The sequence below is a fragment of the Rhodopirellula maiorica SM1 genome, assembly GCF_000346295.1.
Taxonomy (GTDB): Bacteria; Planctomycetota; Planctomycetia; order Pirellulales; family Pirellulaceae; genus Novipirellula; species Novipirellula maiorica.
Genome location: NZ_ANOG01000946.1, coordinates 1 through 26374, shown reverse-complemented (window position 1 = coordinate 26374; position 26374 = coordinate 1). Strand labels below are relative to the sequence as shown.

19 protein-coding genes are annotated in these 26374 nt (G+C 52.0%); 5 read left to right on the top strand and 14 right to left on the bottom strand.

Features of this window, described 5'->3' with window-relative positions; genetic code table 11:
* Nucleotides 1–1522: 1522 nt before the first annotated feature.
* The 6 genes from RMSM_RS30290 to RMSM_RS30265 all read right to left on the bottom strand — a co-directional run bounded on the left by RMSM_RS30290 (nt 1523) and on the right by RMSM_RS30265 (nt 7800).
* Nucleotides 1523–2155 (bottom strand): YdcF family protein, encoded by a 633-nt coding sequence (locus RMSM_RS30290; protein WP_008706450.1) that lies wholly within the window; start codon nt 2153–2155, stop codon nt 1523–1525.
* Nucleotides 2156–2190: 35 nt separating this feature from the next.
* Complete coding sequence (locus RMSM_RS30285; RefSeq protein WP_008706448.1) at nt 2191–3234, bottom strand: HlyD family secretion protein; 1044 nt, start codon at nt 3232–3234, stop codon at nt 2191–2193.
* Nucleotides 3231–4007, bottom strand: coding sequence for an ABC transporter ATP-binding protein (locus RMSM_RS30280; protein WP_008706446.1), 777 nt, complete (start codon nt 4005–4007; stop codon nt 3231–3233). The genes RMSM_RS30285 and RMSM_RS30280 overlap by 4 nt, the downstream gene beginning before the upstream one ends.
* 5 nt (nt 4008–4012) lie before the next feature.
* Entirely contained in the window at nt 4013–5140 is a 1128-nt protein-coding gene (locus RMSM_RS30275; protein ID WP_008706444.1) for an ABC transporter permease, read from the bottom strand.
* A gap of 346 nt (nt 5141–5486) precedes the next feature.
* On the bottom strand, nt 5487–5984 hold the full coding sequence (locus tag RMSM_RS30270) for a hypothetical protein (RefSeq protein WP_008706442.1): 498 nt from the start codon (nt 5982–5984) through the stop codon (nt 5487–5489).
* Nucleotides 5985–6855: 871 nt separating this feature from the next.
* Nucleotides 6856–7800, bottom strand: coding sequence for a patatin-like phospholipase family protein (locus tag RMSM_RS30265; protein WP_008706438.1), 945 nt, complete (start codon nt 7798–7800; stop codon nt 6856–6858).
* A 783-nt stretch (nt 7801–8583) separates the two neighbouring features.
* Here RMSM_RS30265 and RMSM_RS30260 point away from each other — a divergent pair.
* The 4 genes from RMSM_RS30260 to RMSM_RS41455 all read left to right on the top strand — a co-directional run bounded on the left by RMSM_RS30260 (nt 8584) and on the right by RMSM_RS41455 (nt 13123).
* The gene (locus tag RMSM_RS30260) at nt 8584–9732 is read left to right on the top strand and encodes a hypothetical protein (protein WP_144058072.1); all 1149 of its coding nucleotides are present in this window, start codon (nt 8584–8586) and stop codon (nt 9730–9732) included.
* Nucleotides 9733–9782: 50 nt separating this feature from the next.
* Nucleotides 9783–10739 (top strand): ThiF family adenylyltransferase, encoded by a 957-nt coding sequence (locus tag RMSM_RS30255; RefSeq protein WP_008706434.1) that lies wholly within the window; start codon nt 9783–9785, stop codon nt 10737–10739.
* Nucleotides 10740–10763: 24 nt separating this feature from the next.
* Nucleotides 10764–11813, top strand: a complete 1050-nt coding sequence (locus RMSM_RS30250) for a fatty acid desaturase family protein (RefSeq protein WP_052031876.1) — start codon at nt 10764–10766, stop codon at nt 11811–11813.
* 572 nt (nt 11814–12385) lie between these two features.
* On the top strand, nt 12386–13123 hold the full coding sequence (locus tag RMSM_RS41455) for a glycosyltransferase (protein WP_160168411.1): 738 nt from the start codon (nt 12386–12388) through the stop codon (nt 13121–13123).
* A gap of 239 nt (nt 13124–13362) precedes the next feature.
* Here RMSM_RS41455 and RMSM_RS30240 read toward each other — a convergent pair whose 3' ends face one another.
* From RMSM_RS30240 to RMSM_RS30220, 5 genes are all read right to left on the bottom strand, one after another.
* Nucleotides 13363–14289 carry a PEP-CTERM sorting domain-containing protein gene (locus RMSM_RS30240; RefSeq protein WP_008706428.1) on the bottom strand — a complete coding sequence of 309 codons (927 nt, stop codon included), beginning with the start codon at nt 14287–14289 and terminating at the stop codon, nt 13363–13365.
* A gap of 506 nt (nt 14290–14795) precedes the next feature.
* Complete coding sequence (locus RMSM_RS30235; RefSeq protein WP_008706426.1) at nt 14796–15950, bottom strand: acyltransferase family protein; 1155 nt, start codon at nt 15948–15950, stop codon at nt 14796–14798.
* Between the two features lie 109 nt (nt 15951–16059).
* Entirely contained in the window at nt 16060–17511 is a 1452-nt protein-coding gene (locus RMSM_RS30230; protein WP_008706423.1) for a VanZ family protein, read from the bottom strand.
* Nucleotides 17508–18950, bottom strand: a complete 1443-nt coding sequence (locus RMSM_RS30225) for an O-antigen ligase family protein (protein ID WP_008706422.1) — start codon at nt 18948–18950, stop codon at nt 17508–17510. The genes RMSM_RS30230 and RMSM_RS30225 overlap by 4 nt, the downstream gene beginning before the upstream one ends.
* A gap of 96 nt (nt 18951–19046) precedes the next feature.
* Nucleotides 19047–20111 (bottom strand): FemAB family XrtA/PEP-CTERM system-associated protein, encoded by a 1065-nt coding sequence (locus tag RMSM_RS30220; protein ID WP_008706420.1) that lies wholly within the window; start codon nt 20109–20111, stop codon nt 19047–19049.
* A gap of 569 nt (nt 20112–20680) precedes the next feature.
* Here RMSM_RS30220 and RMSM_RS37540 point away from each other — a divergent pair.
* Nucleotides 20681–23431 carry a calcium-binding protein gene (locus RMSM_RS37540; RefSeq protein WP_160168410.1) on the top strand — a complete coding sequence of 917 codons (2751 nt, stop codon included), beginning with the start codon at nt 20681–20683 and terminating at the stop codon, nt 23429–23431.
* Between the two features lie 29 nt (nt 23432–23460).
* On the opposite strand, the gene RMSM_RS30210 is transcribed toward RMSM_RS37540, so the two are convergent.
* The 3 genes from RMSM_RS30210 to RMSM_RS30200 all read right to left on the bottom strand — a co-directional run.
* A complete protein-coding gene (locus tag RMSM_RS30210) occupies nt 23461–24504 on the bottom strand; it encodes a glycosyltransferase family 2 protein (RefSeq protein WP_160168409.1) in 1044 nt (347 codons plus the stop codon).
* 141 nt (nt 24505–24645) lie between these two features.
* Entirely contained in the window at nt 24646–25878 is a 1233-nt protein-coding gene (locus RMSM_RS30205) for a glycosyltransferase family 4 protein (protein WP_008706413.1), read from the bottom strand.
* Between the two features lie 30 nt (nt 25879–25908).
* A partial coding sequence (locus RMSM_RS30200) for a glycosyltransferase family 4 protein (RefSeq protein ID WP_040770265.1) occupies nt 25909–26374 on the bottom strand: 466 nt, incomplete at its 5' end.

The following is a 26374-nucleotide window of genomic DNA, read 5'->3' as shown; positions in this document are numbered from 1 at the left end:
ACTAAACGGGTGGCGTTTGTAGCGGTGCGGCGCGGGGCCCGCCCGGTCTAAACCGAACGTTTTACTCGCCTCAACCGGACGGCTCGCGCCGTGCCGCTACCAAAGTAGACGGCATTGAACTCGTGCCCCTCCGCTACAAAATGCTTCACAGCGTTGCCTTGAACGGGCGGGAACGCTGCGAACGCCCCTCACAGAATCAGGCTTACGGTGGGGAGGCGGCGATAGAAATAGGCCGATTCGCCGTTGATCACGCGACTAGTGACTTAGCGGGGCGTATGTGATTTCCAGCCCGAAAACCACGAATGCTGGGTCGATTTGGGGATTTGATGGGTTCGCGAGGCACGGCACCGCGATGATTTCGCAGCAGGAACATCACCCGGCTCATTTTGAGCCAGTAGTTCGTCGGCGGCAGATGCCGCACAAAGATCCGTCAATTCGTTGCTGGGCTCAACAGACTCCCCCCGCAAACGGCGACACTCATCACAATCACACTCTTCCACTAACGGCGCTCGTTTGATTAAGACAGCGACAACAAGCGCACAGATAGCGAAGAAAACGAGAACGCCGACAATGATGGCCGTAAAAGTGGTCATCTCCCAAACCTTTTTAAAATCAAACGGGATTCGCCCGCAGAAAGCGCTCCGCAATCGCCTTCCATAGCAAGCGATTGACTCCCTAATCAATAACCTAGGTCATAAACCCAACGACTGCACGTAAAACCACCGCGAAAATTTACGTTCATCTCATCTTTTTACAACTGTCTCAATACGAGTCACGCTTCCGCCAATGCGATCCCGTTTCGGTATCCAACCGCAAAGAAACACCAGCAAACGCGGCCGTCACTCCTTCGACGCTACTAACCATTGTCCACCTGGATGGCAACAAGGCAAATTCTGCGCCAAGCTGCCATCAGACAGCAGCTTTTAACTCAGTTTGATGTTTATTGCTTGGAAAGGAGAACATTTCGAATGTCTCCGCGACTTTCGCTACATCTAAGCAGCTAGTCAGAAGTCGTTCCGCAAATTAGCCGCTTTGGCGCGGGCGGGCCGTTGTTTTAGTGAGCCGCTCGCGCGTCAGCGGCCGGGTCCCACGCATTACCCGGTGCCTTACGGCCCTCGGCTCACCAATGCGATTCGCATTTCGATTGATTTAGTCGTACGATGGACTTCCTAGTCCGTCGAATACACCAGCGATGGAGGCGGTAGCCATCAGCTACCCCTTGCCACAGGAAACTTCATCAAATCAACAGCCCGCTAATGCCTAAACGCAACGCGGTGAAGCATTTCTCCCTCTAAGGAAATCACAAATTTACTGTAGCTAAAGTCACAGAGACTTTCGGCCACGCCAGTAATACCGAAACTCTCTGCGAGTTTCGCTACGAAAAAATGCTTCCCAGCGATGGCCCAAACGGCTAACGGTATTTCACCCAATGATTCCTGCCTACCTGCTTCGTTCTCTAACGCTTTTGTCGCTCATTTTTTCGTCGCCGATTTTCTTGATCCAATTACCGCTTGCGGAACCACTAGGCGACGAAGTAATAAATCACCAACTTCACGTACTCGATCCAAATCGGAGCATCTACCTCGGAACTCTCGCTTGGCCCCGAAGCAGCATACACTTGGACCTCGACGTCCTCCGGCATCGAACGTTCGAAACACAATCGACTTCGCCGCGTATGAGGTGCCGATGTAACGACGACCAAGCTGCCTAGATCCGGCTCGAGCCTAGCGACGGCACGTGACTCACTAAGCGATCCCAGCGCCGGTTCGACCTCCGCTGGAATTTTGGTCACCTTCTCGGCCGGCACCCCGTGCAAAACCAAATAGTCAATCGCCCTCTGGACCCGAGTATCCGAACTGCGGCGAACAAAGTTAAAACCGCCATTGTCACGCTCGTCCAAGATCATGATCCGCTTGACGCGATTCATGTGATACAAGTCCGAAGCAGCACGCAGTCGTTCCCAATACGCATACCCGTCGGCCATCACATACGCAGCCTCTCCCGATGCATCTGCATCATGAACGTACAGAGGCATTGCAACAATTCCGCGAACCATCGAGAACGAAAGCAGAATCGAGGAAAGCCCCCACGCCGCCGCCAGCAACAAACAACGTCGCCGCCACTTGTGTTCCTGCGGTGCAACAGGCTCGGTCATTTTCAATCGGCTCCCTGGTCATTCGAAACTCGTTTTCACTTCGTTTCGATGTAAATCTCCACCGGCAAACCGACTGGCAAATCGACCGCATCGTCGAGATTGATCCACACACGGCGGCTATACGTGTCGGTCCGCTCGCCAGCCCACTGACCAAACATTTGCTTTGGATTCATTAGCGGTTCAATCTCGACGACTTCCCCTTTGGCTAAAATCCCCTCGGCTGCATCCGATTTGATCGCACAGACTTGGCCGACCACAACATTCAACGCGTCATACTCGTCGACTTCCGCAACAGCGCGCAGTTGGGACGTGTCCGACATGATAATCAGCGGCTTCGCACTCGTGGGAGCGGTCATTTCACCGACCTCGGCGTCCACCGACAAGATCCTCCCTGCGCTGGGCGCAGTGATTCGAGATCGATCCAAATTGATTTGGGCGATGCGAAGTCTTGACTCGGCGGCGCGAACCGAAGCCATCGCCGCCATCATGTCATCGTTCCTGGGCGGCATCTCCAATGTTTCAAGTCGGCTTTTTGCCGCCGCCGCGGTTGCGCGTAGCGATCCGAGGTCGACTAGCATGTTGTCGAGCGTCTGCCAGCTGATCGCGTTGTTCTCGGACAATTTGACACCGCGATCATAGGTCTTCTGAGCCCCTTCGAGCCTCGCGACGGCAGCATGATATTCCTGCTTGGCCGTTTCGATTTCGCTGGGGCGATACCCGTTTTCTAATCGCTCCTTCTTGGCCTCCTCCATCTCTAGCATCGCAGCGGCCAAGTTGCGTTCCTGCAACAACAACTCCGAATCCAGACTGAGCAAAACTTCACCGGCCTCGACCCATTGCCCCTGCGTCACATGAATCTGATCAATCTGTTCCGCAATGCGAGCACGCAAATCAATTTGTTCCGTTCGTCCTTCGATACGCCCCGCCGCTCGGATCACCACAGTATCGAGTGACCGCGACACCTCGGTCGCATCCATGCGGATGTTGTCGGACAGCTGAGATTGACGTTGGTTTTCATACACCAAGAGCGCCGGCACACAGACCAGCACCACCACGATCGTCGAGATAAAAAGTTTCACTTGAATTGCCCGTTTTCGATTTCACAAATTCGATCCGCGTACTTCAAAATGCGTGGGTCGTGCGTCACGATAACCGACGCCGACCCTGTCTCAGCGACCAGTTCCTTCATCAGTTCCATCACTTCGGCGCCCGATTTACCATCGAGTGCCGCCGTTGGCTCATCCGCAAGCAAAAGCTTGGGCTTAGTAATCACAGCGCGAGCGAGCGCCACGCGTTGGCATTGTCCTGGACTCATGGCGGTGGGTAATTGCCGACGATGTAGCGACAACCCAACGCGTCCGAGCAGCTCACCTGCTTTTTCACGTGCCTCGGCTAACGACATGCCTTGCAACGTCAGCGGCACCGCGACGTTATCCTCCGCCGACAAGCCGCGGATCAGTTGGAAACGCTGAAAAACAAATCCGATTGATTGACGCCGAACTCGCGTTCGCTTGGAAACGCTCAATTGATCGACACGCTGTCCGGCGATCGAGATTTCACCCGAGTCACACTCCAACAAACATCCCATGATCGACAGCAGTGTGCTTTTACCGCTTCCGGATGGGCCAGATAGAAAAACACACTCATCCGCATCAGCATAAAAATTAACGCCGTTCAGCACGCAGCGAGGTTCACCGCCAATATGGTAGGACTTGCGAATTTGATTCGCCGTCAAAATGTTCTTTTCAGAATCCCGCGTCGCGGCATCTTCGCTTCGAGCTCCACTGGGTACCGCCACATTCACGACGGTTGCCGATAGCGAACTCAAGTCCGCAGAGGTTTGATTGGACATCCGATTTACCCTTGCAATACCGAATGAGGATCAACGCGGCGAACACGCAGATAGGGAAGCGCCGAGGCGGCTAAGCAAATCGTAAACACCAATGCCGCGCTGGCGATGTAAAGTCCCGGTGGAATTTGAATGGATGCCTGAGGCGTGCTGAACAGATGACGAATTCCAACCGTGAACGCCAAGCCAACAGCGATCCCCACGATCGCCACCATCCCGGACTGAGCCGTCAACAGGACCACGATTTCGCGTTCGCTCGCACCGATCGCTTTGAGTGTCGCAAATTCGCTGATTCGGTCCAACACCATGGCGTAGAGCGTTTGTCCGACCATCACCAATCCGACCAACAGCCCGAGAAAGGTCGCCGCACCGAAACTAAGTCCAATTCCAGTTCGTGTCATCCAAAAATTGACGCTGATCGCCGCGTACTCTTCGGCTGGCATAGCCGCGACATCACTCAATCGGCGGCGGATTTCAGCACAAACCTGCTCGCGGTCCACGCCCGGTTTCACACGGACTAAAAAGTAGGATGCCGTCGATGGATCGCTACCAACGAACTCGGCAGCACGGACGTAGGTGGTAAACACGTAGGGATTAACTAAGAAACTAAGCACACCGTGGCTTTTGCCCGAGATACGCACTCGATTACCACTAATCTCACGAACGTCCCCTATTGCTGGATCCAGAAGTTTTTGATTGTCACACTGATCCACGATCACCCCGTCGCTATAACTCAGGGCATCTTCCGGGCCCTCAACGATTTCGAAAGCTCGACCTAAATCGGTTCCCTCGGTGATCCCAACAACGTTCACCCCTTCATAATTACCATCGGGCAGCGATATTTCACCAAAGCCAATACGTATGGGCTCCGCAGCTTGGACTCCTTCGATACTGCGGATGCGATAAATCCAGCGTTCGGGAATGTTGTGGGGGAAATCCACATTGTGCATCCCACTATGGCCCACCCAAATGTCAGCTCCGCTGCGGTCAACCAACAGACTTGCTTTGTGGATCAAACCAAAGAAGAGGCCGCCCTGGATATTGACCAGCACGACTGAGAAGATAACGCCAATCAGACCGGCGAACAGCTTGCCACGATCGTACAGCAGCGTTTGAAAAGCAATATTCCAGAGCATGACGACCGCATGAGATTACCAGAGGAGCTGTACATAAAAAATAGAACTGCTTAATGGTATCGACCGCCGAGCATAAGCGGCTTTAGCCAAAACCCCCCGCGGAGCGGCGGGGGAGACAGGGAGTTGGGAGTAGGAGTGTCGTTGATCGCTCCGCGATCATTACGTTCTTCCGTTTTCATCCAGCCATGTAGTGAGTCCAGTCACGCAATGATCGCGGAGCGATCAGCGACAATGTCGTCCGACGACTCCGCTCGTCGGTTTCCCGTAGGCCGGAAACGCAGCGGTAACGAATAAACCATCACGCTCGCATTGCAGCGCGATGACAGGCTGGAAGCTCTATCCCACACTACTGCTCGATCGTACCCAACTGCCGCTCGAGCACAAAAATCCGCCGCTCCAACTGGTCGATCTTCACCGACATTTGCACCACCAACTCTCGCAACTGATCGCCTGTCATCGCCCGAGCCGACTTTGCCATGTCACCCTGCGATTGACTTGCGTTCGCATCCGAGGTGTCGGCAAACGTTGCCAACCGCTGTTTGACCGCTTCGATTTCCGCACGAACGGCGCCCAACGACGGATGCCCCGCTCCCATTGACGCTTCCGAACGACGTAGGTTGCGAAGCTGTTGTGCCAACCGCTTTCCATCGATCGTTAACAACGCGGCTGCCGGAATTTCCGACGAATAAGTCTGATCTTCACCACTCGCCGACGAAGCAGCTGACACAGAATCATCCGCGTTCACCCGAAACGGATTGGCATCGTTTTGTCCCCACACTAGCGGCGCGACGATGCAGCTGAATATCAGCCCCATAATGAAATAGGGATGCGAAAAACGATTCATTCTTTTTCTCCACACGAGAATTAAGGAAACGATTGTTTAAAAATCAAGACGCAGGACGCAATTTTGCCGCTCCTGTTAACCGTTTTGGCCAACGCTGTGAAGCATTTTACGTAGCGAAACTCGCAGAGAGTTTCGGGTTTACTCGCATGTCCGAAAGTCTCTGCGACTTTCGCTACAGTTCTTGGTTCATTCGCCTCAAAACCGGCACCAGCACTACGAAGCTTTACCCAGCTAAGGAATACCACGGACGATTGAGGGGCCAATCATGCGTGTCAATGCAACCGGCAGCCTCTGCCATATCTTCACGAGTCGTTGTTTGCAAACCACTGCGGATACAGTCGATCCACGAGATTTGAGGCCGATATCCAAGTAGCAATGCGATAGAGACAGTGAGCGATGTGCCTACAGGATAATCACCATCGGCCGACCATGAAGGGGGCATCGTCGTTGATCGCTCCGCGATCAAAACGCAATTTTGCAAAAGAGGACAACTCATCAACGCAACAACCACTCAACCGACGCAGCAAGCGGTGTTGCTGCCCCGCTGTTTCCCAGACTGCCGCCGAGCACAAAAACAGGAGGCAGGAGCCTCCGCAGCAGTGCGTTACCAGGCAGGAGCCTGGGAACGAGCATGTGGGATAGGCTTCCAGCCTGTCATAGTCGTTGATCGCTCCGCGATCAAAACGCAATTTCGCTAAAAGAGGACAACTCAACGACGCAACAACCACTCAACTGACGCAGCAAGCTGCATTGCCACGCTCGCTGATTCCCAGACTGCCGCCGAGCACAATAACAGGAGGCAGGAGCCTCCGGAGCAGTGCGTTACCAGGCAGGAGCCTGGGAACGAGCGTTGCAACGAGCGTTGAACGCACTACCGAATCTTAAGCGACTCAAGCGACTTTGTTCCCGCGTCATACCCCGCCTGAATAACAGGTTCCGGCGACGTGAAATCGAACCACGATACATGCTGCACGTCAGGCCGGATGACCACATCCGCAGCCTGCAGCGAGTGTTGTCGAATTTGCTGTTCCGCCAATTCTTGGAATCTCAAAATAGCATCCATCCCCGAACGACACTGCACATTCCGGTCAAGCGTTTTGCCAACGTCCACTGCGATGATGCCGCGAGTCTCACCCGAAGGGTGGTCACATTCATCGACGACACCGCAAGGAACAGCATCATAAACACCGACATCGCTGAGCAATTGATCTTCCCACGGCACCGCAGGAAAAATCCCTGGAATCGACATCGAAGCACGCACCGCCGTTCGCAGCGGTCCAGCGGACAACACAACTCGGCGTCCGGTGACGAGGTCCACTGCAACCAAGTGAAGCGGGGTCGGCAAATCACGGATATCGACGTCAGGAATCAACGGATCGATGATTGCATCTAAGAACGAGCCGGGTAGTAGCGAGGGTGATCTCGCCATGCGTGCGAGAAATTGGTGGCTCAATAAGCCATGAACAACCCGAGCAGCCCAGCGGTTGGTTTCGCTTTGACGTGCTGCTCCCTTGGCGGCACGCATCACTTTCACCTGCAATCGTCGATACGAGGATGACTTCAAAAATTGCAAAACCGAATTCGTCGCGTTATCGATGTTCCGCTCATAGGCACACAGGCTGGCAACCAAAGCTCCCATGCTGACGCCGATCAGATTCGAAATGGCATTGCCACTTTCGCCGATCGCTTTCATCGCGCCGAGATGCGAAAGTCCACGTGCTCCGCCACCACCCAAAATCACGTCATAAACGTGTGGCGATGCACCATTGGCACTGGAATCCAGGTTCAAACGGAGATCGGAAGTGATTGTTTGCATAACGGGAGGGACTGTTTTTAAAGGCGGTTCGTGGGCAACCGAACATTTCTGCCAAAATGACAACGCATTTCATCCGAGAAACTCTAGGATGCAGAATTGTCATGTGCAAAATGGAAAACCAAGAAACCATATGGATCGGACTGCAGCGACGCTCTAGCATCACGACAGAAAGAAGAAGGGAGAGAATAGCGGAGAAAAGCATTCACTCTTCCGCTGTGAGAGACGGACGTGGGGCGTTGCTGCACAAGGGCTGGTTAAATTGAAAATGCACTGTCCAGCTCAAACGTCACGAGGCCTCACCAACGAGCTTGCTCCGCTCGCTTTGATCTCCCAATACCAAAAACAATTTTTGAGAAGATGATTCCACTCCTGCTTCCAGAGTCAAAAAATAAACTTGTCGTTGGAGTGAGGACGTCGAGCGACAAATTCGGTGCTTTCATGTTAATGGGCGACTCAGGTGACTCTGCACTGCTCGATTCGCAGAGAACCATGCCAATGTTGAAATTGCCGATTCTATTTCAACCTCTGTAAGCGGCATAAAAATCGTTCTTACAGAACAATCGCGTGATCACCGACGAACGTAATTTCAAATTCTCACGACGTCTTATCCTATCCGCTAAAGACTGTATGACCGGATAAATCAAATAAATTATTACAAATTCCGGAAGCGAAAAACAGCAATTATTCTAAGCACGCACTTTGCGTAGCCTATTTAACACTGTCGGTTTATTAATGGGTGCTCCAAAAACACCCGATCGCATCGCGCATCGGAGTCGATACATCATGGCAGTTGCTGCATATTCTAGAACGGATTTGGAAGTAATAACAAATTCACCCCCTCAAATTCATTGCCAGGAAGGCACGGACGCTTGGACAAACAATTGGGCCCCTTTAATTGAGCAAGCACGATGGGCACCTTCTGGCGACAACGGCCAGCCATGGCGAATTAAGCCTGGCCATACAGCCGAAACTGCGTGGCTAGCCCTCGACCGAAACCAACCGCTAGGATTCCTGGATTTCAACGGCGAAGCATCTCGCATGGCAATCGGTTCTTTTCTCGAGAATCTCCGGTTAACAGCTTCGCAATACGGTAGTGCAATCGAAATCGCCAATATCAGCGACACAGCTGATGACGTGTATTCGCTCCAACTGAACAAGACAAGTATCCCAGGGCTTTCTCCAGACCCGCTGGCACTTCATGTCAAGGATCGCCACAGCAATCGCAAAAAACAGGATCGCGTAAAACTCGCGCCTCATTTGCTCGACTCGATGCAAAGACAAGGGAATTGTACGGACGGAGTCCACACAATTTTCTGCTCCGAGCAGTCGACAATCCGCAAGATCGCTCACGCCGTTTCGCTGGCAGATCGCGTACGTTTCATGCAAGAACAGTGTCACAAAGAATTTTACCAGAAGCTTTTCTGGACTCACCAAGAAACCGAAGTCGGATTCTCAGTGGATACATTTGAGATTAGTCGTTTTGAAAAACTTGCGCTCAAGGCAACTGAGAATTTCCGCATGTTGCGTTTCGCAGATAAATGCTTTCGGATGAGCTACTTGGCGGCAAGGGCAGCAAAAAAACAAGTGATTCATTCGTCCGCAGTCGGCGCGATTGTTGGAAATCTCGAAGCGGAAAATTCCTGGCTAAATGTCGGCAGTGCTTTGCAACGAGTTTGGCTGCAATCTGCATCCTTAGGCTTAGGTTTCCAAGTGCTCGCTGTAGCACCAATTCTAAGTCGTCAATTCCGCCGCGCAGGAGGTGAACGATTTACTTCTCGTGAGCGGAAAAAACTTGCCAGCGTCAATTCATTGCTGCAAGAAATCTTTGGTTCGTCAGATGAAGTGGCCATTATGTTTCGAGTGGGGACAGCGTCTCCAGCGAGCGTTCGTGCTGGTCGACTCCCGTGGCATCAGTTGATCGAATCTCTCTGATCCCAGCCCTTATCCCGCAAATACAGCTCTTAACCACTTAACAATTTAACATGTCACTCACAACCGATAGCGGAGCGACGTTTCAAGTCGCGCCAACGATCCTTGCCAATCCAGAGGCTAGTTCACAATCCCAACCATGGAACTACCAAGACGCATTTAGTCGCAACTACGGTTTGATCTCGCGTGACGAGCAGGAACGTTTGCGAAATTGCAAAGTTGCGATTCCTGGAATGGGAGGAGTAGGTGGTCTCCACCTTGTAACACTCGCACGCTTGGGGATTGGAAAATTCATAATCGCCGACCCCGACGTTTTCGAGTCGGTGAACTTCAACCGTCAATATGGAGCGTCGGTTGAAACAATTGGACGTTCCAAAGTTGAAGTGATGAGCGAGGTCGCGAGAAGCATCAACCCGGATGTCGAGATTTCTGTCATCAAAGGAAAAGTCGATCGCTCTAATGCTGATGACTTTCTTTCTGATTGTGACATTCTTGTCGATGGAATCGACCTGTATGCAATTGAAGCTCGCAGGCATGTATTCAATCGTGCTGCCGCACACAACATTCCAGGGATTACTGCAGGACCGATGGGCTTCAGCACTTGCTGGCTGACATTCACGCCAAGCGGAATGTCATTCGATCAATACTTTGATATCAATGATGATACTTCGTATGGAAGAAAAGTAATTGCATTTTTAATGGGACTTTGCCCTCGGATGCTTCCGCTTCAATACATGGACCGCCACCAAGCCAATCCGATTAGTGGTTCTGCGCCTTCGGTCAGCGCTGGTTGCCAACTTGCTGCTGGAGTAATGGCATCCGAGGCAGTAAAGATTTTGTTGGGGCGCGGCCCCGTAAAGCCAGCGCCGCACTACCGAATTTTTGATGCTTACCTTGGGAAATTCGAGTCAGGAAATCTTCGCATGGGAAACCGTAGCCCATTGCAACGAATCAAACGCAAATGGCTTGAGCGTGAATGGAAAAAGCGATTTGAGACGCTTGATATCTAAATAAACCACAAAAGAGCTAACCCCATGACATCAACAACGTCATTCACAACTCCAGCAAGCGTCGTGGTAATCACTACTCCGGCACCTTCGGTCGAACATCAAGCGGAAGTTGCGACGCACGACTACCGACGCCAGCTACAGCACGAGATTTCACAGGACCTAAAGGCACTCTCGAAGGTGGATGTCACGAAAGGCCTCTATGCAGTCTTTGCCGACTGGGCGGTAATCAGCGTTGCAATTTATCTGGCGATTTGGATTCCCCATCCGCTGGTTTTCCTGGTCGCGATGATCGCGATCGCGACTCGCCAACACGCCCTCTTGATTATCATGCATGATGCTTCGCATTTTCGTCTCGTCAGCAACAAAACTATAAATGATATAATCAGCAACTGCATGTTGTCCTATCCGATGCTGATTAGGACAGATTCTTACCGTCGCAACCATTTGGCACATCATCAACACACCAATACCGATGATGACCCAGACTGGTTCCGAAAGTCAGGTCATGCTGAATGGAAGTTCCCTAAAACACGAGGCGAGTTGCTGGCGTTGCTCACCCGTGACCTGCTTGGCGGTGGGTTCATTTCGTCGCTTCGCGCAGTTCACTCGCTTGGCACCAAGAAAGCCTCTAAGACAGGAAAACGAAGAGGAACGATTGATCTCGGGATGCTTGCATTCTGGGGGATCGTTGCAGGCGTCTTATTCTTTACCGGAACATGGACCTACGCATTGCTGTTGTGGTTTATCCCCGCCTGGACAATCTTGCCAGTTATCCTTCGCATCCGTAGCATCGCCGAGCATTTTGGGCTCGCCAACCAGCACGAACTTAACGCGTCACGCAACTATCACTGCAACTGGATTGAAACGGCGATCTTCGCCCCCCATAACGTTTCTTACCATCTAGATCATCACCTGTTTCCATCCGTTCCTTTCTATAACCTGCCACAGTTGCACCGACGACTGATGGAGCAAAAACTCTACGCCGAACATTCGCACCAGAGTGACGGACTTTTTGGTATGAGAAGGCCATCCGTCGAGCAAGATGTTTCGCCGACGGCAAACGCATTAGTGTAACACCTAGCATATTCAGGAACATCTAAATGCTCACGTTCTCCGACGTTGCAGACTCGCATCAACCATTGAAGTCTAAGGCGAGAACAAAACCGCGAATCTTGTTCGTCGCTGAAGCTGTTACATTGTGCCACGTAACTAGGCCACTCGTCTTGGCAGAGGGATTAGATCCTGAGGAGTACGACGTCCATTTCGCATGCTGCGAATCCAAGAGAAATCTGGTTGAGAATGAATCTCGCAGATTCCATCCAATTGATTGTGTCGGCAACGAGTCGTTTATCCAGAATCTAAGCGATGGACGTCCTGCATTCAGTAAAGAGACGCTCGTGGGGTATGTTGAACAAGATCTAGAGCTTCTTGAAAGTGTTCGTCCTGATCTTGTCATCGGGGACATGAGGTTGTCGCTGGCAATTAGCGCACGAAAACTCGGCGTTCCTTATTGGACACTCACAAACGCCTATTGGAGTCCCTACGCGAATCAGCCTTGGGTCGTACCGGAATTACCAGTCACGAGACTCATCGGACCCACAATTGCTAATCCATTCTTCAAGGTTTTTCGACGGCCTGCCTTCGCAATGCACTGTCGCCCGCTAAACCAAGCGTCCGCCTATTGCTCGGGAAAACCGCTCGGTTACAACCTTGAAAAGATGTATACCGACGCGGACCAAGTGTTGTACGCGGATGCTCCGGGGCTTGTCCCAACTAACGGCTTGCCACACACCCATCACTATCTTGGCCCAATACTGTGGTCGTCACCTGGTGCGATGCCCGACAAATGGAAAACCATGGATCCCGCGAGAAAGACCGTGTTCGTTACGTTGGGAAGTTCGGGGCCCGTACGACTCTTAGCGACGCTGGTATCAAGCCTTGCGAACGCGGATCCGAAAATCAACGTTCTGGTCGCAACATCCGGAAGATTCGTACTGGACAAAAGCATCCGGGACCGGCCTAACGTCTTGGTTGCTGATTATCTACCCGCGGAAGAAGCATCGAAGCACTCGGATCTAGTAATTTGCCATGGTGGCAGCGCATCGGCATACGTTGCACTTGCTTCCGAAACACCCGTGTTGGGAATTCCCAGCATTCTTGATCAACATCTTACAATCGAATATATCCGAAACTCGGGAGCGGGCGAATCGCTCAGGGCGGAATTTGCTAACGAAAGCCGAATCGTATCAATGACGCAGCAAATATTGGGGGATGAAAGTTATGCAAATGCAGCGAGACAGCTAGCGAAAGAATTCTCTTCGCTCAATCCTAGCGAACGGTTCCGACATTTGTTGGAAAGATCGCCTGCCGTCATGAAGACTTGAAAAGTGTATTCTTTAATCCAAACTCATCCCTGCGGTGAACCACAGGAGAGGCTTCCACTTTTGCATTGACTTCCTGACGCTCCACTTTGTCAGCAGTAAGTGTACGTAAATTAGTTGACACTACGTTCACTAGACCGCAGATTTGTGCACTCAATGGAATCGACTTCATTTCATCAAAAAACCTCGCTTGGATAATCCAAGCGAGGTCATATTCGTCATTTTGCTTAACGACTCAGCAATTAGGCAGTCTTCTTACGTCGACGTCGGCCAGCAAATCCTGCAGCCCCCATCAATCCAAAGATTGCGATTGAAGCGGGCTCAGGGATCACACCGAAGCCACCACTTCCGTCGACATTAGCGTAGAAGTCGCCATTCGTTGGGGTCGCAGGCACGGGAGTAAAACCAGTACCAATATCAACGGTATGTGTTCCACTAATGTTAGTCAGCGTGTTCGCAGTGCGTGTGTCGGTGCTAATTACTTGCGTTGCAAGAAGCGAGCCATTGTTTAACGGATCATACCCACTCGGTAATTGAAAGAAATCGTCAGACCAGTCACTTGGTGTACCGGAATCGAACTGACTTACCAGCTTGAAATCAAAGCTACTAAACGTAGATGGCCCACCGAACAGTCGCGTCTTCCCTTCGATCAGTTCGAATGTAGCAACCAACACGCCATCTACCGAGTTGGCGATATCACCCACTGTAAAATCATCAGGGGTTGATACATCAAGGTACAGATCCAAAAAACCACTAGTAAGGTGGTTGAACAAACCGAACCCGTCAGCACTAACAACTCCCGCCAAATCACGGAGGACACCAGTCAACTGAAACGATTTGGCTTGCCCTGCATCGAGAGGATCCAGAGATCCTCCTGCTTCGAGCGAAACTTTGTCGATTAACGCGTGACCAACCACTTTGATGCTGTCACCGATGCCAAACGAACCATCGCCATTGTCGGTTGAATTGACAGCCACCCGCCCGGTTGCAGAACCGAAAGAAATGTCACCGAAATTTACACCATTAACACCATTGACATTCGTCAGAGCAGCATCAACAGCACTCAAATTCAAATTGACGGCCTTATCGAAAACAATCCCAGCCTGAGCGGCAGGCGAGACCAGAAGCGATGCTGCACCTAGTGCAGCAGTAATTAGAAGCAATCTCATTTTTCAATATCCAGATTTTTTTGTAAACAGAAAATTCAAAACACAATCGCAACGGAGCGCTGCGGTGGCCTGAGTATTCCGTCTAAATCTGGAGACGACGGCAAGATACTGTTGGCGAGACATAAACGACTAGCCAACGTGAGACAACAGTAAGATTGAGCACTGCCATCCGTCAATGCAAGTAGCGGTGCAGATGAAGAAACCGAAATCGTTGACCCACTCATCCCTTGAGAATCACGGTGTGTCAAAAACGGATCTTCACTGTCGGCATTCTTCTTAAGCTCGGCGTCAATCAATGACCTCATTACCGCCTCGGAAGGTCGCACGAACGATAGTGAGTCGTGTGAGGTCGCACAAATAAATCCCGCTTGCGCATCGGACAATGCGCAAGTAATGGCGAGAACGATTATTGCAACAACGCGGTTCATGGGGACTATGCTACCACCCAGGAAAGCCGCTTGCAACTCGTTCCATCATCAATGACAAAAAAGAGAGCAAACATTTGCCTAACTCAACAGTGGAGTGCACAAACGTGCGCTGACATTGGTCACTAACTCGAAGGCGAATTCAAATATATATGCGACGAGAACGGTCATCGCGAATGCGGCCACTGCGAGGACGAGCGGCGTCGTTAGCGCACTGTGCCCAAATGACCTCGCCGCCACGACCACTCCCCCGAGCACCGGATCGTGGAACAGATAGATTAGGTAGCTTAGCCGCCCAGTCATTAACAGTACTCGTCCTTCAAGAATGGTTCTAACGATCTTCGATTGTGGGACAAGGCTCACTGCAACAGCCAGCAGAAGCGGAACGGTAGGAAACATGTAACGAAAAGATGGGAGACGAACGATCACATCGAGTGGTGTCGAAATGATGGCGATGACAGTGAGACAAATTAATAAAATGGCCGCGTCACATCGAACTGGAGCAACTTTCGCAGTTTGCTTTCGAGCGAAAAACATGCCCATGCCTAGGACGAACAGAGGCATGTGTGATAGCAGGCTATGATCACGGAGCGTTGCATCCGACCCAAACCAACTGGGATGCACGGATGCGGAGGTCACCGACATTGCGACGGCCATCAATTGTGCCGCGACAGCTATTGAGCAGAAAGTCATCAACAGAACGCCAGAACTATGGATGCCCAATCTTGACGAAACTGCTATCACCACAGTGAATGCAAAATACCACTGCACAAAAACCGCGATCGCCCACAGGGGTGACGAGATGCTGTAGAGACTGAACTCAAAGAAGTTGTGCAAGCAGAGAAGATGCAGCAAAAGGTCGAGCCAACCTTGCGAGCTTTGCCAGTCCCCACCCGCCAACCACATGGCCAACAAACAAACGTAGTACGCAGGCAAAATGCGATACATGCGTCGTGACGCAAACCGGCGAACGTCAGCAAGTGATGCTAATCGAGGTCCTTCAGGCGTGAGATAATTCATGCTGGCAAAAAAGCCGGACAGGATCATAAAGACGGCAACCCCGATGTTCCCGTTCTGCAGAAACTGCCCCAAGTTGAATGGGCCCCAGTTTCCGCTAAAGCCGGTTTCTTGATGCCAATGAACGAGAAACACGGCAATACATGCCAGAGCGCGAAGTCCGTCCAGCCCCAGAATTTTTTCTCTTAAAGCCGGGTTGACGGCTGACGATGAACGCAACGGATAAATTACAGCGATCGGAGACTCCGCGAAGTGCCGATTTTAGAGTCGGAGAACCACCAGCCGAGTAGGGCAGCAAGCAGACGTGTATGTTGTTTGGCGTCCAAACTCAATCCTCCGTATAGGAAGGCTGAAACGTAACCCTTGCGGCCGAAAACCCAAGCCAAATCCCACCCGCTTGCGTGAGAAAACCGATGCCGCCAGCGGTCCGAGTTGCTTCAAGCAATTGGCCAGCCTCAATAATCAATGCAGTCAAAAAGGCCAGCGGCAGGATCGCGTACTTTGCCGTCGTTCGGAGCGACGGAACAGAGAGCCGCGATGCCCCACCGCCCAACAAAGCTCCCAGACCCACGGAAAGTAAGAACGCTCGGAAAACGACGAACAAAGTTTTTAAACCGTTTGTCTCTACGTCGTGGAATGGACTGGAACACAATTGATTTAGCCGTGTTTTGAGCTGTTCCGAGTCAGTCACAAAATCGAATGGATACCAGCTCAACAGGGACCATAACACACCGTAAATCATCGCCATCAAGAACCAGTCGCTCGATGACGTCATCCATCGTTGTTTAGATGTCTTCTTGTCCGTACCGAATTGCGACTGACCAGGAGACTCGATTGATGCGAACAACGCTGGTGCAACCAGAAGTCCACTGCCGACACCGATGGCGGTGAAAATCGCATCAGTGGACGAGGCGACTCGGCCCTCGATTGGTATTTGCAACAGTTCGGGTAGCCCCCCCAACGCAATTGCGACAAGTACAATATTGGACCGCGATAGTCCCTTAACGAACAAGAATGCGGTTGATCGCCTTGCCCAAATCCCTAGCGGGATACCAAGTACATAGCTGGCGACCCACTGGTAGAGGGCATTTAGCGTCAAAATCGGATAGGAAGTGAAAGGAACCAATTCGATCTGCCCCCTTGTCCACTTGCGGACGATGGAGACCGGCGACAGGATAAGATCAAACGGTGCGATGGACCAAACGATCATGCCAATCGCTGTCAGTGATACCAACGCATTGATTCGGGAATGAAGTTTTTGGCCACGAAGTACCTGTGTGATCAAGGCTGCGATTCGTGGCCCGCAGCACCACCAAGTGACAACCCCAAATAGTGCTCCGGTGAGTTGGGCTTTGACGTCTCGCAGGGAAGCCACGCGAGTTGGCAGCCATCCTTGTCCAGTCTCGCAGAGAAGACCGAGCGATCCTGACGCAACGAGCGTGATTGCAGTCAGCAAGATCGACCGAGCGATCCCCACTGCGGCCCCTGACGAATTTCGCCGCCAAAGAGACCGGGTTTGCAAATCAAAGAACCCAATCAAAAAAAATCCGAGCGGGATCGTGATCACAATGTTTGCGACGAAATCGGCGCGGGAGTATTGAGAAGCCGTTCCGGCGATGATCAACTGACTGCAGACCGCCGCCAGAGCGTCCGGTCGAAAATTGAACGGCGCCCAAGAGACAACTACGAGTGCCATCGAAACAGCCAGTGATGACCAGCCCAGAACGCCAACGGCCGTTGAGGTATCGGAAGCCTCTTGCGTCGGAAATAATCGAGTCATGGTTCCGTAAACTTAACGGGCTGTTCTTCGCAAGCCGATACCGCGTCAAGGCGAACTGCCTTAATGTGATTTGGTCCTGGTCCACCAATCAGGCAGCCCACTAAAAAGAACATCAGGCCGTCGTCATGACGACTAATCGCTATACCACACCCTAGCATGCCCATCACGGACGCGAGCTTCGCCGATGACGCAATCCACTTGCCTAGCGACCGGCAGGATCGCCAACGCTGGCAAACGCACACCATCCCCAGTAACAACGGCCCCACGCAGAGGATGACGCCCACGAGTCCAAGTTCAAGGATGATGGCCAGAAACGTATTATGTACTGCAACCAATCGCACTGAACCTCGTTCCCGCGAGATTGCTGCGGGGCCCTGCCCCGGTCCCTGCCCCCACCAGAGCCGCTGTCCGTCAAGCGACTGAGTGGCTGCTTCCCAGAGAACAAGACGGGACAGAACATTTGGGTCTTGTTCGCGGTGCTGAATCACGGAGTCCATCCGTTCTTTCAGACTCGCCCCATCGAAACCTGGGACGAGCAAGAAACAAACCACCGACGTGATCAAGAAGATGGCAGCCAGACCGACTGCCCTGCGCCCGGCACAAGCGATCAAAGTCGAGCAAGCAATCACTAATCCAATCGCTCCACCCCGATTGGCCGTTGCCACTACGGCGGCGATGGCGGCCACTGTAGTGAGGCCCCAGAAGCTGCGAAAGATTGTCCCTCGGCATTGCAGAGCGGATGCGGCGCAAAGCGGAATTAGTGCGACGAGCAAGAATGCGACATCTCCGTCTTCTTGCAATTGGAATGTCCAAAGCAGGCGAACGATGACAACGACAGCTAGCACGGTTGTCAACTGAGTCATCGCTATTCTGCGACTGACGGTAATTCCCAAGTAACACATCGTTAGTCCAGCCAACATTCGCAGCGGCGAGTGCTTCAAGTCCCCAAACCAATTCGAGTCTGGAGTAATCAATCGGCACGCGATGGAGAGGCCTAAAACATAGACCGCAAAAACGGCCATCCACCATTGGCCAATCGTAGCAGCGAGGTGTTGGAAACGTGAGTTCTCGCAACATTCGCTAACGCAAGACGAGCTGTCGCTTGGATCACGTTGTATCCAGAAAAATATCACCGCGAAAAGTGTCACGATTTCAGGCACGAAATGCCGCAACATCCATTCGCATTCTGGTTGATACCGTGGAACGGAGTAGCTAGCAAGCAGATACGCCGACACAGACCACGTTGGCGAACGACGCGAAAACGCGAGCAAGCAGGCCACGACGGCAATCACAACGAAAAGGGAAGCGGGAGGAACCCAACCTTCGGTGATCCAACCAAGTTTGGGCACTGGATACCAAGTCCAGTTGGCGACCAACATTCCGAACTGAATGACCGCAAAGATTAAGCACAGTGTAAAGTGGATTCGTTTCGTCATCATCACCGTTGTGAGCGAGCCACGCTAGCGAGGCCGTGTCCGACGACATCCTTTTTACTGTCAAGTGCGTACAATTTCTGAAGTACCACCATTGAAACCTTATGGAATGCCACGAACGATAGATGGGCCAATCAGATTCGCGATCGGCAAAGGCAGTTTCTGCCAAGCCGCGATGGCGAGTCCGTATTTCGCGTTGTCGGGCCGCACCGCGTTGACGTCGCCTTTGCGACGATAGTACTGCCAGGCTACTTCGGAGGGCGTTGCACCCCATTTTCGCTTAAAATCGAAGGTCGGACCTTCGGGCGTACTACGACCAAAATCAAAGGTGTTCGCTCCACGCTGGACGGATCGTCGAATCAATTGCCAGTACATCCATGTGTTGACCGCCGTATTTCGATGGGCTCGCAGCGCGCTCGCCGATGGCACTTCACTGAGTCCGTGATCGAAATGCAGCGTCATGGCGCAAGCAATAGGAACGCCAGCTTTCTGAACCACACACAATTCAGCTTGGTCGTCCATCTGATCGAGAAACTCACCAAACAACCCCAGCGAATAGACGGGTGTCCCCAGATCACGCATATTCTCGGAAAAGACTTTATAGAACGTAGGCATCAATTCGTGGCCCCCGAATCGAATGTCGAAGTCTTGCTTATCGCCTTTGCGGACTTGAGTTCGAACCGTCGAGCGACATGCTTTCCAAGCCTGTTCTTCGGTAACGACCGGCATCCGCATTTGAACCTTCTCAGAGCGCACGTCCGATAGTTTTTCATGTTCAACCATCTTTTCATGTCGAAGCTCTAAGAATCGCACGTCCAGCTCATCAGCCAATTGAACCGCCCGATCAATCAGCGTTTTCTGCGTTGCAACGTCAGTCGCGACAACTCCTCCCCAATTCAGATAAGGCAAGCTGACGAGATAGCGACCGAACAGCATCGTATTGACGTGTACCAGAGGCAGGACACCAACGATCTCGTCTCCGCGGGTCGCCTGAATCCAGTATCCGCGATGCGAAAGCCCTCGACAAACTGCTCGAACAATATTGGGTGACGCGTGCGTCCCCGCAACGCCGTTTTTTAGAGCCCATTCGTTTGCCCTGGAGTCATCGTCAGGATGCAGCTCGTCGATGAGCGAGCATTGGACTCGCAGTTCGCTAGTTATTGGCATTCGTATTTTTTGTTAAAGTTTGAACAAAGATGAATTTCAGGTCCGGGATTGATCCCTTGAGCTGCCTGGCTCGTAATCGCCATTCGCAAGCACAGTTCGCCATAGCGATGGCAAAACAAATCTGGGCAGTTTTCTGTTCTCCTACGCTTGGTCTGGAAACCAAGAGCAAGTGGTAGAAAACCTCGCAGGTAGTGAAAGACAGAATATTCCGGATAGGGAGAATAAGTATGTTGGGTTGACTGAAAGACTACCCGACTGGCTATACTTCACCCTCCGCTGAGTTCCCTAACTATTTCGGAGCTTGTTTTGGTCGCGTGGACAGGTTTTTGGTTGAGTGGACAACCGCGGACAAATAAAGACGCAAGATCTATCCCGCAAGCGATGCTCCTGCCTGGATCATTGGCTCGTTTCGGCATTGCATTTGCTGAATATTAGATATTGACTCAGAATTCATTCAATAAATTGAGGTCATCGTGAACGGCATGTTTACTACGCGTCGTCGTCTTAAGACCAATGCATGCAAAGCATTGAGAAAGCTCGAAGTCCAGCAGCTCGAGTGTCGAAATCTTTTGGCTACGTTACTTCCCGGCCCCCACGGAATTCCTGATTTCGTCGAGGACGAAACCGTCAGCACTGTCGCCAGCGGATATTGGGGCGACGCCTCTATTTGGTCAAATGGGCAAGTCCCTGGAGTTTCAGATCGTGTGTTGATCCGTAGCGAACACGATGTGGTGTTTGATAACGGAGACATCGATGTTCTGGCTATTGGTGTTCACGGCGAATTGGAAATTTCCGCATCGCTGCGTGTGAAAGATTTTGTCGTCTACCAAGACGGCAGCCTTTCGATGCTTTCGGGCGCCGAGGTCGTATTCGCTGACGCAGCCAATTCCATTGACGACCCTTTGCAATGGGGCACAGGTCTAATCGTTCAAGGAGAGTGGACAGCGACCGGTGAGGCCAAGACTCCCTACGTACGAGCCGTTTCCGATATTCCTGCAGGGTCGACCCAATTCACGGCTGACGAGATTCCTTTGGGCTGGGAAGTCGGCGACATTCTGGCGTTGCCGGAGACAGCGCAGTCGGTTGTCACCAGGTCGGGTAAACCACTGGAAGAATCGGAAACAGTGACGATTGCTAAGATCGAGGGAAAGACGATTCATTTCACCTCGGCAGCAAGTTTTAACCACAATGGTATCTCCCCAAATCCGTTTGAGATCGAGCGGTTTGCCCATGTCGCCAACTTGACTCGTTCGATCGTGCTGCGGTCCGAAAATCCGCAAGGGTTCCGAGGCCATACCGTTGCGACGTACCAAGCACAGGTGGATCTGGATGGTGTCGCGTTTGTGGGCCTCGGCCGAACTTCAGCCGACGAAGCGGTCGACGACACAGTGATTTCCGATGGCGGAGACGTAATTCACGTTGGAGCCAATCCTGCGGGTCGTTATCCATTTCACACCCACCATTTACATGGAAGCGTGGCACTCACTGATTCCGTCGTTCAGGACGGTTTGAAGTGGGGGATCACGATTCACAAAACCAACAATGGATTGATTGAAGACAATATCGTCTACGACGTCGATGGCGGTGGAATTGTCACCGAGGACGGCGACGAGTTTGGCAATCAATTCCTTGGTAACTTAGTGATCAAAGTCGACGGGGGGCACCAAGTGGGTGACGGTCGGGCAGGTGCGATGCAGAACCTGCCCCGTTCAATCAGTAAGCCAACGATCGAAACGGGTGCTGACGGATCGGGATTTTGGTTTCGTGGCCCTGCCAATGTCGTTGAGGGCAATTTTGTCTACGACGCAGCAAGTTACGGGTACAATTACAACGGATACTATCGACAAGGCACGACACGACAAGTCACGTCTTTTCGGGACAATGAGGTCGCATCAAGTCGCGGGGGACTCTGGGCAACATGGTCTCAGTCGTGTTGCAACGCGGATGATTTCAAGCGGCAGGTCTTCGAGGATTTGTTGGTTTGGCATGTCAGCCATCATGGCGTGATTGCGTATCATGAAGCGGAAATGACGCTTCGCAACACTACCGTGATAGGCAATCCGAATATAGCGAGTTCGAATCAAGGTAGCGAATACACCTACGCCGCTCGGACGACGGTTGCATACGCTTTCGGTCACCAACAGTATGAAAACCACGATCTGATACTAGAAAACATTCGGGCCAGTGGAAACAATATTGGATTAATGGCTTCGCCAAATCCAGGTAACGGTACCATACTCAATGGCGCGGTCTTACAGAATTACATCAATATCGGACTCGACAAATCGTTTGAGAGTCCGGATTTGACAATGAGCAACGTGCAATTCCTTCCAACGTATGTTCAAAAAATCAGCGGTGCTTATCCGGACTTGCCCGCCAACGTTTGGCAAGAGTCGGTTGGCACTCTTGAACCTGGCGAGTTTGCATCGGGGGCCAGCGGTGCGGTAGGATCTCAGCCGACCGCGATCGCAACAACAGTCCTCAAGCTAGAAGGCGGTGCTGGTGATGACATCGTGACGGTTGCAATACGCGGCGGATTGATTGATTTAGACCTAAATGGCGTCCGTTCTACTTTGCCGCTAGGCAACATTTTGTGGATCGAGTTCAGTGGAGGGGCAGGCAATGATCATTTTACCAACGCGACACACCTTCCCTCAAAAATCAGTGGAGGCCCTGGTAATGACACGTTGTTCGGCGGATCCGGTAACGATACGATCCACGGCGACGCTGGGGATGATTTTATTTCGGGTGGTGATGGCGACGATATTATCTATGGTGACCTTGGAAATGACCGACTGCTAGGTGACGCTGGCGTCGACCGAGTCCGTGGGGGCGATGGAGACGACCATATCTTTGGTGGCGATGGAAGTGATCACACACTTGACGGTGGCGCTGGAAATGATCACATCGACGGAGGTAGCGGGGGTGACCGCATTTTTGGAGGCGAGGGTGATGACGTCTTGTTCGGGGGAACGGGTAACGATCGTCTTGTTGGGAACGCGGGACACGATGTGCTCTTTGGCGAGGCTGGAGATGATATCCTTTATGGCGATGACGAAAAAGTCTCCAGTCTCGCAACGGGTATTGATCGACTGGTGGGCGGAAGCGGCAAAGATCGCTTTCGACCCGGCGGATCTGCAGACGAGGTGTTTGGATCCATCGATGATCTGTTTTTCACCGCCGCCGATGATCGCGTCCTGCGACTGAATGGGGCAAACCAAGAAATTGACGCTTTTGGAACAGAGCAATTGATCCGATTGCTCGAAGCCAGCTTTCAGCTCGATCGTGACGAGGCACTACGTCGCATCTCAACGATGTAACGTATCGGACACTCGTAAAACAGGGGCGTTCAAACGCTCGTGTGACTTGAGAAGGTTCGGTCCGCTTGTTTCCAGGTCGTCGCCTGACGACCAAGGAGTCCCTTAACCATGCCGACCGCCATCGCGATGTGGCTCATCGTAAAATAGAATGCGATGCCACCGATCTTCGTGTTGCGGAACGCCAATGAGATGGTTGCCAGAGTCGCCAAACTATAGAAAGCTGCCTGCATGAAGAGCATCATCTTGTACAGGGGATGTGCCCCCGACAATGTGAGCACCGCGCTAGCTACGAATAAGACTGCGAGCAACAGGGGATTCGCCCATCGCAGAGCTTTGTGCGACAAAAATTGCCAAAGCTCTATGGGGCGTGTAGCTGGTGGCCAGAATCCACCACGCAGGATCTGCACCGATCCCGCCGACACCCGAACCCGCCGTCTCCATTCTTGAGTTGCGGTCGGGGTTGCCGTTTCGATCGCAAATGCGTCTGGCTCATATGCGATTCGAAATCCCTTGCGAATGACTCGCATGCTGGCAATGAATTCTTCGTTGAGTGCCCAGCTTGGTAGGGTGTCGAATAGTGATCGACGGATGATATACATTCCACCATCGACCCCCATCACGGAACCCAATTTAGACTCGCCAAGTTGGATCGCCCGTTCCAATTTGTAATAGGCACTTTCGCCTTCTCCAAAATTGGCTTCGTGGCTTTCCAGTCGCACGTCCCCCGTGACGGCACCGATAGCTGGATTGCCCAGATGGGCTACCAAGCGTTTTAGTGCATGCGGATCAAACATGACATTCGCATCACATAGAAACAGCACTTCGCCACTGCTCTTTGCGATCGTTTCGTTAAGCACCGATGGTTTACCACGTCTTATTCGATAGTCGTAGAATTTGACTCCCACGTCAAAAAATCGAGAGGCGATTTCCGCGGTTAAGTCATTGCTTCCGTCGCTACCTAGCAAGATCTCAAGTTTTTCGCTTGGATAATCAATCTCCAATGCATTTTCTAGTTTTTTCTTGAGGACACTCTCCTCGTTGTACGCGGCGATCACCAGGGAAACCCTGGGCAATTCGGCCTCAACAAAAGTCTTGCCGCCTTTAAGTTGCCCCACGAAAAAAAGGATTCCCGGATAAATGATGAATCCATAAAGCAGTCCAATTGCTGAAATCCAAAACGCAGCTAGCAACATTAAATTCACGATTGGCTTTCGCTATCTCTGCGACGCAGAAAGAGGAATGTGACGATTGGATCCTTGTTGCAATGCGTTAGTTGCACTGTCGACGGGTGGGCACTCCCATGGATTTCCAATTGCACGAGCATAAACATCAGCGACACGTCTCATTCGGTGTTCGAAATTGAAGGACGATTCGATCGTAGTCCGAGCATTACTGCTTAGGCGATCACATGATTCGGGACTGCCGGCAAGATCCGCTATGGCGTCGTAGAGTGCGGGAACCGATTCAGGATCAATCAGTTTTCCGTTGTGATCGTTCTCAATCAAATTTGGCAAACCCGCGATGCGGGTCGCAATCACCGGCGTGCCCATGGCCATCGATTCCAAAACGACATTGGGCAAGCCCTCGCGAAGGCTGCTTAGAACAAAAATATCGATTGCTTGAAAGAAGAGCTTGATGTCCTTCACATGCCCAATCAATTGCACATGCTGCGTGCATCCCAGTTCTCGAATCAGTTGTTCAAGCGACGCTTGCTCTGCCCCTTCGCCAGCAATTTTAAGACAGACCCGGACCCCGCTGTCGATCAGTTGCGATACAGCACGAATGAGTAAGTCGAATCCCTTTTCAGGCGACAGACGGCCCACCGCGCCAAGAACAATCGTTGTCTCATCCCAGCCAACTGCATCGCGAGCATCACAAACGCTCATGGTGCGACGAAATTCATGCGTGTCGATGGCGTTTTGAATAAGATGGCAACGATCGTCACTCACCCCCATTCCCAAACATTGCTCGTACAGGTCTTCGGAAACGCAGATGACTTGATCGTAACGTCGGATCGCGAACCGATCGATCGCATAATAGAGCGGCGTTTTCCACGTGTGTTGTACCCAACCATGAACCGTTGTCACGAGTTTCATTGGCCATCGGCGGCGAACCCATAAGCCGAGAAGGTCCGTTTTGTAATCATGACCATGCCAAATCGTAACGTTTTTTGCTCGGCATATTTCAGTGATTCTTTTTACGATCCCAAAATCAAACGGACCGTTGTCGAGAACGGACAAAAAAGGTGCTTTGATCTCATTGGCCCTGGCGATTAAGTCTGGGCCGTCAGCCTTGCTGTGTAGGTAGGCGCAATAGGAATCGAAACCCAGTGGTCGTAGAAAACGTGGCGAGTTAAGGATCGTTTTCTCAGGTCCGCCGCCCAATCCGCTGATGCATCGAGCATGCAGAACCACAGGCCGTTGGGATAATTGATCGCTCGATGACATGGAGTGGCCAGCGTGACGTTCTGGATTCATTTATTTACCAATGAGTACGCGTTTTCGGTCAAGAGGAAGCCTCGCGTCAAACATCTGCTGATAACCATGGTGCACTATTTTCTGAACAGATTTCCAATCGAATTGCTCTTCGACAAGCTGGCGAGCAGCCCGTCCCATCGTTGCTCTTTTTTCCGGCGACGCCAATAGCTCTTGTATTGCGGCCGCAAACTCCGAAGGCGAGTCGGCAATCAGGATTTGATGACCATGTTCGACAGGAATTCCTTCAGCACCTTTACTGGTCGAAACGACTGCTTTCCCCATGGAAAATGCTTCCAATATCTTGAGACGAGTGCCCCCACCGGTTTGCAACGGCACCACGAAAACGCTTGCCCGCTGAACAAACGGACGGACATCGGCAACCGTCCCCGTCACATTGATTGATCGGCCATCGTGAAGAGCTTGCAGAGAGGCTGGCGGAGTCCGGCCTACTAGATCCACACGAACT